Genomic DNA, 14649 nt, shown 5'->3' on the forward strand with positions numbered 1-14649 from the left:
CCGCGCGCCTGAAACCGCAATGATGCTTGGAAAGCGAACCATGAAACTTGGATTGGATGGACGCGTGGCCCTGGTCTCGGGCGGCAGCAAGGGTATAGGTCGCGCCTGCAGCGAGATGCTCGCCGCCGAAGGTTGTCGGGTCGTGGTAGTCGCTCGCGGCAGCGAAGCGATCACGGAGACGGTCGCCGCCATACGCGCCGCTGGCGGAACAGCCGAGGGGGTCAGCGCTGACCTGACCCGCGAGGCCGACGTCCAGCGTGCCGTGGCCCTTGCTCGTGAGGCCTTCGGTGCACCGGATATCGTCATAACCAACGTCCACGGCGGAGATCCCGGGGACTTCCTGGAGGACAGCGCCGACGTCTTCATCGAGTCCTTCCAGGGCCTGGTGATGAGTGTGGTGCATTTGGCTCGGGCAACCTTGCCGCATATGCGGGAACAGCGCTGGGGGCGCCTGCTTACCATAGGCACGGCCGCTGCCAAGGAACCTGCGCCTGGGCTGCGCTTGATGGCGGCCAACACCGCGCGCGCCGGTGTGGTGACCCTGAACAAGCAACTGGCCGACGAGTTCGCTGCTTTCGGCATAACCGTCAATACCCTCGCCACCGGCTGGATTGCCACCGAGCACATGCGCGATCAGGTGGGCAAGATGGCCGCGGCCAAGGGCATGGCGCCGGACGACCTCCTCCAACGCCTGTCTCGTGGTGTGCCGATACAACGAATGGGCCGGCCGGAGGAGATCGCGTCCCTGGCGACCTATCTCTGCTCGGAGCTGGGTGGTTACCTCACCGGCTGTCTGATCCCGGTGGATGGCGGCGCCCATCGCGCAGCCTGGTAAACATCATGGAACATCGAATCCTGGAAGCACCAACGCTCTGGGCACTGCTGCAGCGCCGAGTGGTGCTTACGCCCCAGGCCAACATGCTGATCGACGGACGTCGCCGACTACACCTGAGCTTTTCTCAAGCCCTGGATATTTCGGCGCGCTTGGCTGCCGGCTTTCAGCAGCGCGGTATCGGACCTGGCTCGGTGGTAACCTGGCAGTTGCCCACCGGGATAACTGCGGTGATGACCGCCCTTGCGCTGGCGCGACTGGGGGCCGTGCAGAACCCGATCATTTCGCTCTATGGCGAGCGTGAAGTGCGCTGCATCGTGGAGCGCAACCGCTCAGACTTCCTATTGGTCCCAGGTGCAGCCGAGCGGGACTTTCCGGCAATGGCCGAACGCATTCGCGACAGCCTGGAGCATCCCCCTCAGGTCATCGTCATGTCCGGAGACCTGCCCCAGGGCAAGGCCGCCGACCTTCCGCCGGCCCCGGAAGACGGCGAGGCCGTGCGCTGGGTCTACTACACCTCGGGTACCACTTCGGAACCCAAGGGAGCCTGCCACAGCGACCAGACGCTGATGATCGGTGGACGTAACCTGGCGCGGGCCATGGGCGTCGGATCCGCCGATGTGGGTACCGTGGCGTTCCCCTACGCCCATATAGGCGGCGCCATGTATACCGCCATGTTGCTTTCCAGCGGCATGAGCGCCGTGCTGCTGGACAGGTTCCAGGCAGGAGAGGCGGCGGCCATTTTCTGCCAGTTCGGCGTCACCACAACAGGCGGCAGCACTGCCCACTACGAAGCCTTGCTAGCGGAGCAGCGCCGCCAACCGGGCGAGCCACTAATACCATCGTTGCGCCTGCTCTGTGGCGGCGGCGCGCCCAAGCCGCCGGAGCTCTACTACCAGGTGAAGGCCGAACTGGGCTGCGTGCTCACCCACAACTACGGCATGACCGAGGTGCCGCTGATCTGCGCCGGTTCCCCCGGCCATGGAGACGATCAGTTGGCCTTCTCCGAAGGTCTGCCCGTCGAAGACATAGAGCTGCGCATCGTGCGCCCGGACGGCAGTCTTGCCGCCGCGGGAGAGACCGGCGAAATACGAGTACGCGGTCGTGGCGTGTTCAAGGGTTATACGGATAAGGCATTGGAAGCGGATGCATTCGATGCTGATGGCTTTTTCCGCACCGGCGACCTCGGCCTGCTACGCACCGATGGCCGGTTGACGCTCACCGGACGCCTCAAGGACGTCATCATCCGCAAGGGCGAGAACATCTCCGCGCGGGAGCTTGAGGATATCCTCTACGGCCATCCCAAGGTGCGCGCAGTGGCCGTTATAGGCCTACCTGACGCCGAGCGGGGAGAGCGGGTCTGCGCGGTAGTCGAGCCTGCCGAGGGTCAGCCGCCGCTGGCGTTCGAGGAAATGGTCGCCTACTTCTGGGCCAGCGGGATCATGGTGCAGAAGATCCCAGAGCAGTTGGAACTGGTGGAGCGCCTGCCGCGCAACGAGACCCTGAACAAGATACTCAAGCATGTCCTCAGGGAGCGCTTCGCCAGCTGAAGCATCAGGGGCAGTGGAAGCCCAATGGTCGTCCGGTAAATGGGGGGCCAGTTCATCCGCGAATGAACTCGCCCCCACGCAGAGCGCTGAGAGCAGGTCCTCAGCTTATCGCCTGTACCACCGCATCGCTGTCGCACACAGTGCTGTACAGGGGCAGGAGGTTGCGCAGGATGAATTCGTGGCTCTCTGCCGAGGCGCCGGCGATGCAGTCTTCGGGGACCACCACCTGGTAGCCGAGGTCCGAGCCGCAGAGAGATAGCCCGGAAATCGCCACATTGGTGGACACTCCGACCGCTACCAACGTCTGCACGCCCATGTGGCGCAACATGGCGTCCAGTTCGGTGCCGTGGAAAGCCACCAGGGCAAAACTGCGAGCGTGAACGATATCCGTCGGGTGGGGCTGCAGTTCGTCCACCGCCAGCACGTCTTGGCTGCCCGCGATCATTCGCTGGTCCTTGACTGAGCGGACGATGATCGCGCTGGTGCGGGGCAGGTCTGGGTAACCTGGTCGATGCACTACGTGTAAATGAATAACCGGCAGTTCTGCATCTCTAAAGCACTGTGCCAGGCGGGCGATGCACGGCACGATGTTTCGCGTCGCGGCTTGTTCGGCCAGGCTCTGGAACGGCGACAGAGCAGGGTCGATTACCCCTTGCTGGCATTCGCTGATTAGCAGTGCAGCGCGCTGCCCTTTATCCAACCCTCTGAGCATGGAACCTCCAGTATCTACGTGTTGTTGTCGAGGCGAACCTATTCCAACGGATTGACTTGTTGCGTTGCTGAGGCATTATAGCTGATAGTTTATCAGTTATTAAGCGACGAGATAGCTGAAATGAATGATGATACGGGTGTGGCACAACTGCTCAAGGACTCGGCTAACGACTTTTTGGCCGGTAACCACGAACCAGCCCGCCTGCGTGGCTGGATCGGGCGTGTACGTCCCCTCGAGCGCAAGCTATGGCAAGGCATGGCAGAGCTTGGCTGGACCTCGGTCATGCTGCCGGAACAATTGGGCGGAAGCGGGCTTGGCTTGCGTGAAGCGTGCGTACTGGTTGAGGTAATGGGCGAGCGGCTGCTGGCCGAGCCTTTCGTCGCTTGCTGCGTGATGCCGTCGGTACTGCTGGAGGCCGCTTACGCCAAGGGCGCCGTCAATGGCGTCACTCAGCTCGCGGGCTGGTTGCAGACTGCTGAGCGCCCACTCGCGCTGGCCTGGCAGGAAGGTGCCGGGCAGCTCGAGCCAGGCCTGCCGACCTGCCGTATCGAGAATGGTCTGCTGAGTGGCAGTAAGCAGTTCGTGCTTGGCTGCGAGGCCGATTCCGTTCTCCTGGTGTCTGCGCAGCTGGAGGGTCAGTTGGCGGTGGTGGCGGTCGCGGCTGATGCCCCCGGCGTCTGCATTGACGCCTTCGCGGCCGGCATCGGTACGCAGGGACATGTGCATTTCCAGAAGGCGCCGCTGTTGTTCGCCGAGCCATTACTACTGGGCGAAGGGGCTGAGATAGCGCTGCGACAGGCGCGAGCCGCCGGGCGCGTGGCCCTCGGTGCCGAACTGGCCGGTCAGGCCGCGGGATGCCTGCGTCAGACCATCGACTATGTCAGCCAGCGGGTTCAGTTCGAACGCCCCCTCGGTGCATTCCAGACCGTGCAACATCGTTGCGTGGACCTGCACATTGAAATCTCTCTGGCGAACGCCGCCTGGCGTCACGCCTTGGACAGCTATGAACGCGCGCCGCTCGCCGGCGACACCCTGGCTGCCATCAGCGCCGCCAAAGCCCGTTGCGCCACTGCAGCACTGATCACCGGCAAGCAGGCGGTGCAGTTGCACGGTGCGATGGGCTTCGCCGAGGAAGTGGATATCGGCCTCTATCTGCGATCGGCGTTGTTTGGCGCGGCCTGGCTCGGCTCGGTAGAGGCCCACCGACGTGCCTTTGCCGCTGCGTATCCGGCTCTGCGTCAGGATCAGTTGGCCAGCGGCGACCGGCTGGATGTGGAGTTCAGCCTGTCCAGTGACCCGCGTGACTGGAGCGACGACGAGTTTCGCCTGCGCCTGCGCCGCTGGCTGGACGAGCATTACCCGAAGCACCTGAAGCAAAACGACAAGCGACCGTTCCTGCGTCTGCGCGGTGACGACCTGTGCAACTGGCTGCGGTTGCTCGACGATCACGGCTGGCGCGCCCCGGCTTGGCCACGCGAACATGGCGGAATGGGGATTTCCTTCAGCAAGCAGTGGATCTACCAGCAGGAAATGGAGCGCGCCGGCGTTGGACGGATCATCGACAACGGCGAAACCCAACTCGGCCCGACCCTTATCAAGTGGGGCAGCGAGGCGCAGAGAGCCTATTACCTGCCACGCATCCTGCGTTGCGAGGATGTCTGGTGCCAGGGGTATTCAGAGCCGGGCGCCGGCTCCGACCTGGCCAGCCTGCGCACCCAGGCGGTGCGGGACGGCGACGAGTTCGTCGTCAGCGGGCAGAAGATCTGGAGCACCCACGCCACGGACTGCACGCATATTTTCACCTTGGTGCGCACCGGCAAGTTCGAGAAGAAGCAGCAGGGCATCAGCTTCCTGCTGATCGACCTCAAGGCTCCTGGCGTCAGTATCCGTCCGATCGCCAATATCGCCGGCGAGAACGAGTTCTGCGAGGTGTTCTTCGACGCGGTGCGGGTGCCTGCCGAGAATCTGGTGGGCGAGCTGCATCAGGGCTGGAGCGTGGCCAAGGCGCTGCTGGGGCATGAGCGTATCTGGCTGGGTAGTTCAGCTATGGCCGGCAGCGCGCTGGACCTGGCGGAGCGCCTGGTCGCCCAACTGGGCCTCTCGACCGATCGAGGCGTGCTCGATCGCCTGGCCGAGCTGCAGGCCGACTTGCACGACTATCGCCTGCTGTACGCCCAGCTCTGCGATCGCATCGCCCTGGAAGGCATAGAGCCGGGCGCCGAGGCTTCGGTGTTGAAGGTTTATGTCTCCGAGCTGTTGCAGCGGATCACTGAGTTCAACCTGGAAGTCAGCGGTGAGCACGGTGGCATTGTGGGCGACGTCCAGCTGGGCGATCTGCATACCGACCTGCACTGGCCGCTGATGATGTCCCGGCCAGTGACCATCTATGCCGGCGCCAACGAGATTCAGCGGGACATCCTGGCCAAGGCCGTCCTCAATCTGCCCAATGCACCCCGTGGCTGAAGCGGCCATCTGGAGAACCTCATGAGAGAAGCTGTCATCGTATCCACCGCGCGTACCCCCATAGGCAAAGCCCACCGCGGAGCACTGAACGACATCAAGTCCCCCTCAATGACCGGCCATGTGTTGCTGCAGGCTGCCCTGCGCGCGGGCATTGATCCGGCCGAGGTGGAAGACGTGATCATCGGCGCGGCCATGGGCGCGGGCACCGCCGGCCGTAACTTGGCCCGCGCCGCTGCCTTGCGTGCCGGCATGGGCGTGAATGTCGCCGGCTCCACCGTCGATCGCCAGTGCGCCTCAGGGCTGATGGCGGTGGCCATCGCCGCCAAACAGATCATGGTCGACCAGATGGACATCGTGATCGGCGGTGGTTCGGAGAATGTCAGTGCCTTGACCCCCAGCTATCTGGAGTGGGCGGTGCGGGACAAGGACGACGCGTTGGTTGAAGTGGTACCGCATGCTTATATGCCGATGATCGAAACCGCCGAGTACGTCGCGAAGAAGTTCGGCGTCAGCCGCGAGGCTCAGGACGCCTTCGCCCTGGAGGCCAATCGTCGCGCGGCAGCCGCCCAGGCCAGTGGTGTGTTCGATGAGGAAATAGTGCCGCTGCAGGTCCGGCAGAAACTGGTGCACAAGGAAACCAAGGAGGTCAGCTACAAGGACTTCCTGTTCAGCAAGGACGAATGTCTGCGTCTCGACACCACGGCCGAAGGCCTGGCCAATCTCAAGCCGGTGCTGGAAGGTGGCAGTGTCACCGCTGGCAACGCCAGCCAGCTGTCCGATGGTGCCTCGGCCTGCCTGCTGATGGAGGCGCGACTGGCCGAACAGCGTGGCTTGCAAGCCCTGGGCGCCTATCGTGGCTTCATGGTTACAGGCTGCGCACCTGAGGAGATGGGCATAGGTCCGGTCACCGCCGTTCCCCAACTGCTGAAGAAGCATGGCCTGACCGTGGGCGACGTCGGTCTCTGGGAGCTGAACGAGGCTTTCGCCTGCCAGGCGCTCTACTGCCGTGACAAGTTGGGCATCGACCCTGCGCGTTTCAACGTCAATGGTGGTGGCATTGCACTGGGTCATCCTTTCGGCATGACCGGTTCGCGCCTGGTGGGCAGCGCGCTTCTGGAAGGCCGACGTCGTGGTGTGCGCTACGTGGTGGTAACCATGTGCGTGGGCGGCGGAATGGGCGCAGCCGGGCTGTTCGAAGTCTACGGCTGATTGCTTGAATGAATGGCCGGACATCCTGGTAATGGGATGTCCGGCCATGTTCATTTCCTGGGAGAAGAGCAACCAGAATGGCAGACCTGATCTTCCTCCACGGCGGTCAGCATGGTTCCTGGTGCTGGGAACCGCTGATCGAAACACTGGGTGCCGGTGGACATCCCTTCGACCGCATTATCGCGCTTGATATGCCAGGCTGTGGGCGCAAGCGTCATCGCGATCCACAGGACGCGTCGCTGGCCGATATCACTCGGGAGCTGAATGACGAGCTTCGAGCCCAAGGAGTGCAGGGCGGTGTCCTGGTCGGTCACTCCATCGCAGGTGTGCTGCTGCCGATGATGGCTGTGGAGGACCCCTCGCTCTTCTCGCGCCTGGTCTACCTGACCACCGCTGCGCCAAAGGAAGGCCAGACCATCATGGAGATGCTGGGAACGACGCGGCAGGGCGAAAATCCGGAGCAGGTGGGTTGGCCAGTTGATCTGGCGACCACGTCACCCGAGGCGCTTAGCGTTGCCATTTTCGGTCGCGATCTCAGTCCCGTACAACTGACATGGCTGCTCAATGAAGTCAGTCAAGACCGCACGCCGCCTGCGGCCCAGTTCGAACCGGTGTCGCGGCGGGGTTACCAGGAAGTCGGAACTGCGGCAAGCTACATCCTGACCTTGCGAGACGATATCCTGCCGCCAGACTGGCAGCGGCGCTTTGCCGAGCGTCTGGGTTGTGAAGATGTGATTGCGATCGATACGCCTCACGAGCCCTTTGTGTCCCATCCAGAGTTGCTGGCCGAGGTGTTGCGCCGATTTGCTTGAGCAGTGCAGGCGTCCTCTCAGCGATGCTGAGATATGTAGGGGGAGGGCCTGCTTGTTCCCCAAAAAAAACAAGGCATGGCCGGGCGAACCCGAGCATGCCTTGTGAAGGAGCACCCTCCAGCGGCGTTGGAGGGTGCTCGATATGCCCGGACAGCAATCGACGCCCGGGCTTGCACTCGTGCTCAGGCGACGGCTGACCTCTCCTGGGCTGCCAGCTGCTCGAAGTGGTGCATGCTGCTGCCAAGGGCACTGTTGATCAGCGTCATGCGCTTGAAGTAATGGCCGATCACGTATTCCTCGGTGACGCCGATACCACCGTGCAGCTGGATGGCCTGGCCGCAAACGAAGTGACCACTCTTGCCGATATGGGCTTTGGCCGCCGACAGTGCGCGGGCACGTTCGGCCGGCCCCTTGTCCAGGCTGGAGAGGGCGTAGTGAAGCATTCCACGAGACAGTTCAAGCTCGATCAGCATCTCGCTCATGCGGTGCTGCAGGCTTTGGAAGTCCCCCAGCAACTGGCCAAACTGCTTGCGGATTTTCAAGTAGTCACGGGTGATCCAGAGGGAACGCTCCATGACGCCAACGGCTTCGGCGCAGAGCGCCGCCGTGGCCTGCTCGATGCCATGGCGCAGGGCGGCGAGGCCGAGGCCGGCGACACCCAGCAGGTTCTTCTGACTAACCTCCACGTTGCGCAAGTAAAGGTGGCTGGCCCAACGGTTGTCGATCAAGCGCACATCGCGACGTTCCACGCCCGGCGCTTTGGGGTCCACCAGGAACAGGCTGATACCTTGTTCACTGTCGTGATTGCCGCTGGTACGGGCAGAGACGATCAGCAGTTCGGCGACGTTGCCCGCCACCACCGCGACCTTCTCGCCATTGAGGTGCCAACGGTCGCCATCGATGGCGGTGGCACGGGTCTGCACCAGGGCCGTGTTACCTCGCGCTTCGGCTTCTTCGTGCGCCAGTACCGGCAGTACTTCGCCCAGGCAGAGTGCCTGGAGCAATGGTGCGGCCTTGGCGTCACGGGTGGCGACCAGGGTCTGGGCAGCCAGAACCGCCACAGCCCAGTAGGGCTCCACGCAGAGTACCCGGCCGATTTCTTCCATCACCAGAGCGGATTCGACTGCCGTGCAGTTCATCCCGCCGAACTCCTCCGGCACTGTCAGCCCCAGCAGCCCCAAGTCGGCCAGTTGTTGCCAGTGGCCCGAGTCGAAGGAGCCCTTGTCGACCACCGAGGCGCGCTTGTCGAATGCGCAGTTGTCCTCCATGAACCGGCGGACGCTGTTCTGCAACATGCTCTGTTCTTCGTTGAGTTGGAAATCCATGGCTCAGAGCTCCAGGAATGAACGGGCGATGATGGTGCGCTGGACCTCGTTGGCCCCGCCGTAGATGGTCGTGGCGCGGCGGTAGAAGTAGTCGGCCATGATGCCGGGCGCGTAGTCCGGGCCAGGGGCCCAGGTTTCTTCGAGGCTGGAGTCACCCAATGGGTCCGGGTAGACGTAACTGGCGTAGCACCCCAGTGCTTCGACTTGCAGTTCGCCGATCTTCTGCAGGAGCTCCGAACCACGGATTTTCAGCAGCGAGCCCACCGGTAGCTTGCTCTGGCCACCGGCTTTTTCGTGCAGGGCACGCAGGGAGAGCCAACGCAGGGCGAGCAGGTCGGTCTCCAGTTGGGCCAGGCGGCTGGCGAAACCAGGGCGATCAATCAGACGGTGGCCATCGGCCTGCCTGAGATTGAGGAACTTGCGCAGTCGAGCCAGGTTGGCGTTGTTACGCGGCCACTCGGCACTGAAAGCACGCTCGTTCTCCAGGAGGAACTTGGCGTAGGTCCAGCCCTTGCCTTCCTCGCCTACCAAGTTCGTCAGCGGCACCCGCACATCGTCGAAGAAGACTTCGTTGAGGCTGTGACTCTCACCGATGTCGTAGATCGGGCGGATGGTCACGCCGGGGGCCTTACGGTCCACCAGGATCATGGAAATGCCGCGTTGGCGAGCCTCGGGGTCGGTTTTCACCAGGACGAAGATCATTTCCGCGGTCTCGACGAAGGAGGTCCAGATCTTGCGGCCGTTGATCACATATTCGTCGCCGACGCGGTCGGCACGAGTGCTGAGCGAGCCCAGGTCGGAACCGGCGTTGGGCTCGGAAAAACCCTGGCCCCAGTACACATCGCCGTTGAGGATGCGTGGGCCGTACTCCTGTTTCATGGCTTCGCTGCCGAAGGTCATGATCACCGGGCCGATCATCTTGAACCCGGCGGTATCCACCGGCGGTGCGCCGGCGAGGAAGCACTCTTCATCGAAGATGAACTGGCGTACCGGCGACCAGCCAGTGCCGCCCCAGTGTTTGGGCCAGTTGGCGCCGGACCAGCCCTGGCGGTTGAGGATCTTTGTCCATTGACGGATGTCCTCGCGCAACGGGTGATAGCCACGGCGGTTGCGCTCGGCCAGGTCTGTCGGGAGGTTGTCCTTGAGGAAGGCGCGGACCTCCTGGCGGAAGTGTTCGTCTTCCTGATCCAGTGTGAAATGCATGGGTTCAGTCCTGTTTGCTGCGAGCGGTGGTTCCGCTCCTGTTATTAGCGGGTGTCGCATACGCCGCCCGGTGTGGGGGCGGCGGACAGAGTTCAGCCGTGGCCCGGCCTTACTTGGGCGCGGCGTTGAAGGGAATGCCCTTGTCCGGCCGATGGTCCTGGGGTAACCCCAGGACCCGTTCAGCCAGGGTGTTGAGCAACAACTCGTCGGTTCCGCCGGCAATGCGCAGACTGGGATCCAGCCAGGCGCGCGCGAAGTCAGTTACCGCGTGCCCATGAGGGGCCAGTTGCGCGCCATTGGCGCCCAGCATGTCCATGGCCATAGCACCCAGTGACTGTCGGGTGCGACCCAGCAGCAGCTTGCGGATAGCGCCTTCTGGCCCGGGAGCCTGACCGCGGGCAAAGGCTTCAAGGGCACGACGGTGGATGGCACGCAAGCCTTGGCGCTCGACGAAGACTTCGGCGATGCGTGCGCGTACTTCGCCGTCCTCCAGCGCTGGCCGGCCGTTGAGACGGGCATTACCAGCCAGGTCGACGAAGTTTTCCAGGGTGGGGCCGTAGCCAGACTCGTCGGTGACGGCGTAGCGTTCGATCATCAGCGTCTCGACCGCCACCTTGAAGCCGCCGTTGATCTCACCCAAGCGTTGCTCGTCAGGGACGAAGACTTCATCGAAGAAGACCTCGTTGAGGTCCTTTTCCTCGCCCAGGCGGTGAATTGGCTGGACTGTGATGCCCGGCGACTTCATATCGAGGAAGAAGTAGGTGAGGCCGGCGTGCTTAGGCAGGCTGGGGTCAGTACGGGCGACCACCACTCCCCAGTCGGCAATCTGCGCCCAACTGGTCCAGACCTTCTGGCCGCTGAGCAGCCAGCCGCCTTCCGTAGGCACGGCTTTCAGACGCAATGAGGCGAGGTCGGAACCAGCCGAGGGCTCGGAGAACAACTGGCACCAGATCAGTTCACCGCGCACGGTGGCCGGTCCCAGTTTCTGTTTCCACGCGTCCGGCGCATAGCGCAGGAAGATCGGCAACGGGTTGTTCAGGCTGATACTGAAGTAGACCAGGGGTAGGTCGTAGCGCATTTCCTCTTCGCAGAAGATGACCTTTTCCAGCTCGCTGCCACCTGCGCCGCCAAACTCGCGGGGCAGGGTGATGCAACCGTAGCCATGCTGGACTTTGTGGGCCTGCCAGGCCCGGGCCAGGGCCAGGTCATCCTCGAAGGGCAGGCCGTGGCGGGCCTGGCCCGAGTATCGGGGCGCGTGCTCGGCTAGCCAGGCCCGGGCGCGTTCGCGATAGAGCTTGAGTTCATGATTCATGTTGTTCACCCCACCAGCGCGGTTGCGGATTCGAGTCCAAGATCAGCCAAGAGGCGCTCACGCCAGTAGGCGAGGCTGCCTAGTTCCAGGGCCAGGCTGCGAGAGCGCCGGTAGAAGTGGTGAGGCATGGCTTCCCAGGTCACGCCCATGCCGCCGTGCACGTGGAGGTTCTCCTGGGCGGCCAGGTTGTAGGCGCGAATGGCGGCAATGCGCGCGGAGGAGGTCAGTTGTCGTCTCGTGGGCTGTTGTTGTTCCCACGCATCCAGGGCGTCACTGGCACAGCCCCTGGCGATCTCCAGCAGGCAGTAAATCTCCGCGAGCTTGTGCTTGATGCCCTGGAAACCACCGATAGGCTGGCCAAAGGCGCGGCGTTCGCGAGCGTAGTCGCAGGCCATGTCGAGGCAGGCCTGGGTGCCGCCAATCTGTTCGAAGGCAGTGGCTAGGGCGGCAAGATTGCCGATTTCACCAAGCAGTTCGGCGCCGCCGAGAGGGGTGACCTCCGCCTGGATGAATTGAAGCAACGCCGTTGCGCGGGAGTTATCGAAGCCTTCTACCAAGCGACGTTGTACGCCCGGCTGGTCGAGACGAACGAGGTAGAGTCCATTGCCGCGTTCATTGCCGGCCTGAACAAGCGCGATGTCGGCGACGGCAGCGAAAGCAGCCAGGGCCTTCTCGCCGTTGATACGACCGTTGCGCACCTGGGCCGAGCTGCTTCCACAGAGGCCGCTTTCGGAGGGATCGGCCAGCGCCAGAGTGGCGATGGCGTCACCGCTAGTCAGGGAGTCAATCAATGCCTGGTGTTCATCGCTACCGGCATGAATCAGGGCATGGGCGGCGAGGGTATTGCCAATCAGGGGCAGGGAGCCGGTGAGCCGACCCAGTTCTTCGCAGATCACGGCAAGGCCGCTCCAGCCGAGTCCCAGACCTCCGGCACTTTCCGGAATAGCCACGGACGGCCAGCCCTGCTCGACGGCATGGTGCCAGAGCACCCGGTCGAAGCTGCCGGGCTCGTTGAGCAGTGATTTCAGGTGCTCGGGTGTCGCCTGGTCCTGGAGCAGGCGTCGGGCCTGTTCGCGGATGCTGGCGAGGTCTTCAGCGTGATCGGCTTGCATGCGGACTCTCTCAGGCTGGAGTGAAGAGGGGGAGGTACACGTCCTCCGCCGCCTCGAAGACCACCTTCACCCGTTGGCCGATGAAGGCGGATTCGGGTGGGCAGCCAACGATATTGGTCGTCAGTTGCAGACCTTGCTGCTCGTCGAGACTGACGATGGCGACGGTGTAGGGAACTTCCTGGCCCGGACTCCAAGGTTGGTGGTTGACGGTCAGGGCTTCGATGGTGCCCAGGCCCGAAACGGTCTCGGGAGCGAGGTTCCGGCTCAGGCACTTGGGGCAAACGATTCCCGGCGGGTGCAGCCAGAAGCGGCAATCGGCGCAGCGCAGGACGCGCAACTGGCCATCTGCACCGCTGGTCCAGAAGAAGCGGTTCAGGCTGTCCAGCTCGGGAAGGATTCGGTTCGAAGCAGTGCTCATGGGGTTCTCCAGGGGGCGTTGGCGTTGCCTTGCATCATGCGTCAGGTTCCGCCCAGCCATCTATGGCTCGCTCGCTTGGGATTAAAACTAACACACTGTTATTTTTGTTGTATAGTTCCTTCCGAGGCAAGCGTCCTACGAGCTAAGCCTGAATGATCGGGATCCCCTATGTCTTCTGTGCTTCAGGCATTCTGCGAGGGGAATAATCAAGCTGACTATGGGTCAGCTATATAAGGCGTAAGGAGGTTCATGAATGTCCAGTCTGGTCGTGGTTACAGGCGCCGCTGGCGCCCTCGGGCGTGCGGTTGCCCATGCCTTCATCGAGGAAGGCCATCGGCTGCTGCTTGTGGACTGCAACGAAGCGGTGCTTCGCTCGGCCTATGAAGGGGCAACCGGTACTCTGCATTTCGTGGTAGCTGATCTGACCGATGCTTCGGCGACCCTGGCGGCGCTGGGTGGTGCTATAGAGGCCCATGGTCCGGCGGCAGTGCTCTGCAATATCGCCGGTGGGTTTGCCATGGGTGTGGATGTACACGACGCCGACGCTTCCGTGTGGGAGCGCATGATGGACATGAACGTGTCTACCACCCTGAATGCTTGCCGGGCAGTGGTGCCGGGTATGCTGGCGGCTGGAGGTGGCAAGATTGTCAACGTCTCGGCGGCTTCCGCCAGCAGCGGCAAGGGGAGCATGGGCGCTTACTGTGCGTCGAAAAGCGTGGTGGCGCGTGTTACCGAGTCCATGGCCCAGGAGCTGCGCGAGCGGGGTATCAATGTGAATGCCGTGGCACCTAGCATCATCGACACTCCAGCGAACCGTGGAGCCATGCCGGACGCCGACGCCAGCAAGTGGGTGTCCACTCGGCAACTGGCGGACGTGATCGGCTTCCTTGCCTCCGAGCGCGCCAGCGCCATCCACGGTGCGGTGATCCCCGTGGTAGGACTGTCCTGATGAGCGGCGGAGTTCTGGTCGCTAAACCAGCAGATGGTATCTGCCAGATCAGCATCAACCGCCCCGAGCGGCGCAATGCGCTGGACGTTGCGACCTATGCAAGATTGGGAGAGGTACTGCTGGCAGCCGACCAGGACGACGCCATCCGGGTCATAGTTCTGAGCGGAGAGGGCAAGCACTTTACCGCAGGCAACGATCTGTCGGACTTTCGCCTGCTGAAGGGCGCGGAATCGGTACCCGGCATCGACTTCCTGCGCATTCTTGCTGGGGTGAGCAAGCCGGTGATCGCAGCGATCGAGGGCTACGCCATCGGAATCGGAACGACCATGTTGTTGCATTGCGACCTTGCCTACGGCGGCAAGGGCAGCACCTTCCGCCTGCCTTTCGTGGGACTGGGGCTATGTCCTGAAGGCGGTGCTACCTATTTGCTGCCGCTGCTCTCGGGCAGCAAGGTGGCGAGCAACTTGCTGTTCTTCGGCGAGCCTTTCCTGGCCGACCTGGCACGGGAGATTGGCCTGATAAATGAAGTAGTGGAGGAGGGCAGAGCCCTTGAAGTGGCGATTAAGCGTGGAGAAGCTCTCGCGCAGCTGCCTTCCCGAGCACTGAGCAAGACCAAGGCGCTGTTGGCAAGTCACAGACGTAGCACGCTGAACGCTGCAATGGCTGCCGAAGAACGTGAATTCCTTGACTGCTGCGCATCAGATGAGGCCCAGGCTGCTTTCGAGGCATTCCTCAACAAATAGGATTGCGGA

General features: G+C 63.0%; 13 protein-coding genes. 7 read left to right on the plus strand and 6 right to left on the minus strand.

What is annotated here, in order from left to right; genetic code table 11:
- Positions 1-40: 40 nt before the first annotated feature.
- A complete protein-coding gene (locus PCA10_RS14105) occupies positions 41-835 on the plus strand; it encodes an SDR family oxidoreductase (RefSeq protein ID WP_016492773.1) in 795 nt (264 codons plus the stop codon).
- A 5-nt stretch (positions 836-840) separates the two neighbouring features.
- Positions 841-2382 carry an AMP-binding protein gene (locus tag PCA10_RS14110; RefSeq protein ID WP_016492774.1) on the plus strand — a complete coding sequence of 514 codons (1542 nt, stop codon included), beginning with the start codon at positions 841-843 and terminating at the stop codon, positions 2380-2382.
- A 100-nt stretch (positions 2383-2482) separates the two neighbouring features.
- On the opposite strand, the gene PCA10_RS14115 is transcribed toward PCA10_RS14110, so the two are convergent.
- On the minus strand, positions 2483-3094 hold the full coding sequence (locus tag PCA10_RS14115) for a cysteine hydrolase family protein (RefSeq protein WP_016492775.1): 612 nt from the start codon (positions 3092-3094) through the stop codon (positions 2483-2485).
- Positions 3095-3214: 120 nt separating this feature from the next.
- Here PCA10_RS14115 and PCA10_RS31255 point away from each other — a divergent pair, with 120 nt between their 5' ends.
- From PCA10_RS31255 to PCA10_RS14130, 3 genes are all read left to right on the plus strand, one after another.
- Entirely contained in the window at positions 3215-5557 is a 2343-nt protein-coding gene (locus PCA10_RS31255; protein ID WP_016492776.1) for an acyl-CoA dehydrogenase, read from the plus strand.
- 21 nt (positions 5558-5578) lie between these two features.
- Positions 5579-6766 (plus strand): acetyl-CoA C-acyltransferase, encoded by a 1188-nt coding sequence (locus PCA10_RS14125; protein ID WP_016492777.1) that lies wholly within the window; start codon positions 5579-5581, stop codon positions 6764-6766.
- A 77-nt stretch (positions 6767-6843) separates the two neighbouring features.
- Positions 6844-7578, plus strand: a complete 735-nt coding sequence (locus tag PCA10_RS14130) for an alpha/beta fold hydrolase (protein WP_016492778.1) — start codon at positions 6844-6846, stop codon at positions 7576-7578.
- A gap of 182 nt (positions 7579-7760) precedes the next feature.
- Here PCA10_RS14130 and PCA10_RS14135 read toward each other — a convergent pair whose 3' ends face one another.
- From PCA10_RS14135 to PCA10_RS14155, 5 genes are all read right to left on the minus strand, one after another.
- Positions 7761-8903 carry an acyl-CoA dehydrogenase family protein gene (locus PCA10_RS14135; RefSeq protein ID WP_016492779.1) on the minus strand — a complete coding sequence of 381 codons (1143 nt, stop codon included), beginning with the start codon at positions 8901-8903 and terminating at the stop codon, positions 7761-7763.
- A 3-nt stretch (positions 8904-8906) separates the two neighbouring features.
- The gene (locus PCA10_RS14140) at positions 8907-10106 is read right to left on the minus strand and encodes an acyl-CoA dehydrogenase family protein (RefSeq protein ID WP_016492780.1); all 1200 of its coding nucleotides are present in this window, start codon (positions 10104-10106) and stop codon (positions 8907-8909) included.
- 109 nt (positions 10107-10215) lie between these two features.
- On the minus strand, positions 10216-11418 hold the full coding sequence (locus tag PCA10_RS14145) for an acyl-CoA dehydrogenase family protein (protein WP_041770752.1): 1203 nt from the start codon (positions 11416-11418) through the stop codon (positions 10216-10218).
- 5 nt (positions 11419-11423) lie between these two features.
- A complete protein-coding gene (locus PCA10_RS14150; RefSeq protein ID WP_016492782.1) occupies positions 11424-12530 on the minus strand; it encodes an acyl-CoA dehydrogenase family protein in 1107 nt (368 codons plus the stop codon).
- Between the two features lie 10 nt (positions 12531-12540).
- Complete coding sequence (locus PCA10_RS14155; protein WP_016492783.1) at positions 12541-12948, minus strand: Zn-ribbon domain-containing OB-fold protein; 408 nt, start codon at positions 12946-12948, stop codon at positions 12541-12543.
- A gap of 253 nt (positions 12949-13201) precedes the next feature.
- Between PCA10_RS14155 and PCA10_RS14160 the strand changes: the two genes are divergently transcribed.
- Positions 13202-13897 (plus strand): SDR family NAD(P)-dependent oxidoreductase, encoded by a 696-nt coding sequence (locus PCA10_RS14160; protein WP_016492784.1) that lies wholly within the window; start codon positions 13202-13204, stop codon positions 13895-13897.
- The gene (locus PCA10_RS14165) at positions 13897-14640 is read left to right on the plus strand and encodes an enoyl-CoA hydratase-related protein (protein ID WP_016492785.1); all 744 of its coding nucleotides are present in this window, start codon (positions 13897-13899) and stop codon (positions 14638-14640) included. Before PCA10_RS14160 ends, PCA10_RS14165 begins: the two co-directional genes overlap by 1 nt.
- Positions 14641-14649: the final 9 nt, after the last annotated feature.

Origin of the sequence: Pseudomonas resinovorans NBRC 106553 (assembly GCF_000412695.1) — a bacterium.
Taxonomy (GTDB): domain Bacteria; phylum Pseudomonadota; class Gammaproteobacteria; order Pseudomonadales; family Pseudomonadaceae; genus Metapseudomonas; species Metapseudomonas resinovorans_A.

What these genes read in the sequence shown, in the direction of transcription:
- PCA10_RS14105 (WP_016492773.1), top strand. Translation starts at nt 41, where the DNA reads ATGAAACTTGGATTGGATGGACGCGTGGCCCTGGTCTCGGGCGGCAGC.
- PCA10_RS14110 (WP_016492774.1), top strand. Translation starts at nt 841, where the DNA reads ATGGAACATCGAATCCTGGAAGCACCAACGCTCTGGGCACTGCTGCAG.
- PCA10_RS14115 (WP_016492775.1), bottom strand. Translation starts at nt 3,094, where the DNA reads ATGCTCAGAGGGTTGGATAAAGGGCAGCGCGCTGCACTGCTAATCAGC.
- PCA10_RS31255 (WP_016492776.1), top strand. Translation starts at nt 3,215, where the DNA reads ATGAATGATGATACGGGTGTGGCACAACTGCTCAAGGACTCGGCTAAC.
- PCA10_RS14125 (WP_016492777.1), top strand. Translation starts at nt 5,579, where the DNA reads ATGAGAGAAGCTGTCATCGTATCCACCGCGCGTACCCCCATAGGCAAA.
- PCA10_RS14130 (WP_016492778.1), top strand. Translation starts at nt 6,844, where the DNA reads ATGGCAGACCTGATCTTCCTCCACGGCGGTCAGCATGGTTCCTGGTGC.
- PCA10_RS14135 (WP_016492779.1), bottom strand. Translation starts at nt 8,903, where the DNA reads ATGGATTTCCAACTCAACGAAGAACAGAGCATGTTGCAGAACAGCGTC.
- PCA10_RS14140 (WP_016492780.1), bottom strand. Translation starts at nt 10,106, where the DNA reads ATGCATTTCACACTGGATCAGGAAGACGAACACTTCCGCCAGGAGGTC.
- PCA10_RS14145 (WP_041770752.1), bottom strand. Translation starts at nt 11,418, where the DNA reads ATGAATCATGAACTCAAGCTCTATCGCGAACGCGCCCGGGCCTGGCTA.
- PCA10_RS14150 (WP_016492782.1), bottom strand. Translation starts at nt 12,530, where the DNA reads ATGCAAGCCGATCACGCTGAAGACCTCGCCAGCATCCGCGAACAGGCC.
- PCA10_RS14155 (WP_016492783.1), bottom strand. Translation starts at nt 12,948, where the DNA reads ATGAGCACTGCTTCGAACCGAATCCTTCCCGAGCTGGACAGCCTGAAC.
- PCA10_RS14160 (WP_016492784.1), top strand. Translation starts at nt 13,202, where the DNA reads ATGTCCAGTCTGGTCGTGGTTACAGGCGCCGCTGGCGCCCTCGGGCGT.
- PCA10_RS14165 (WP_016492785.1), top strand. Translation starts at nt 13,897, where the DNA reads ATGAGCGGCGGAGTTCTGGTCGCTAAACCAGCAGATGGTATCTGCCAG.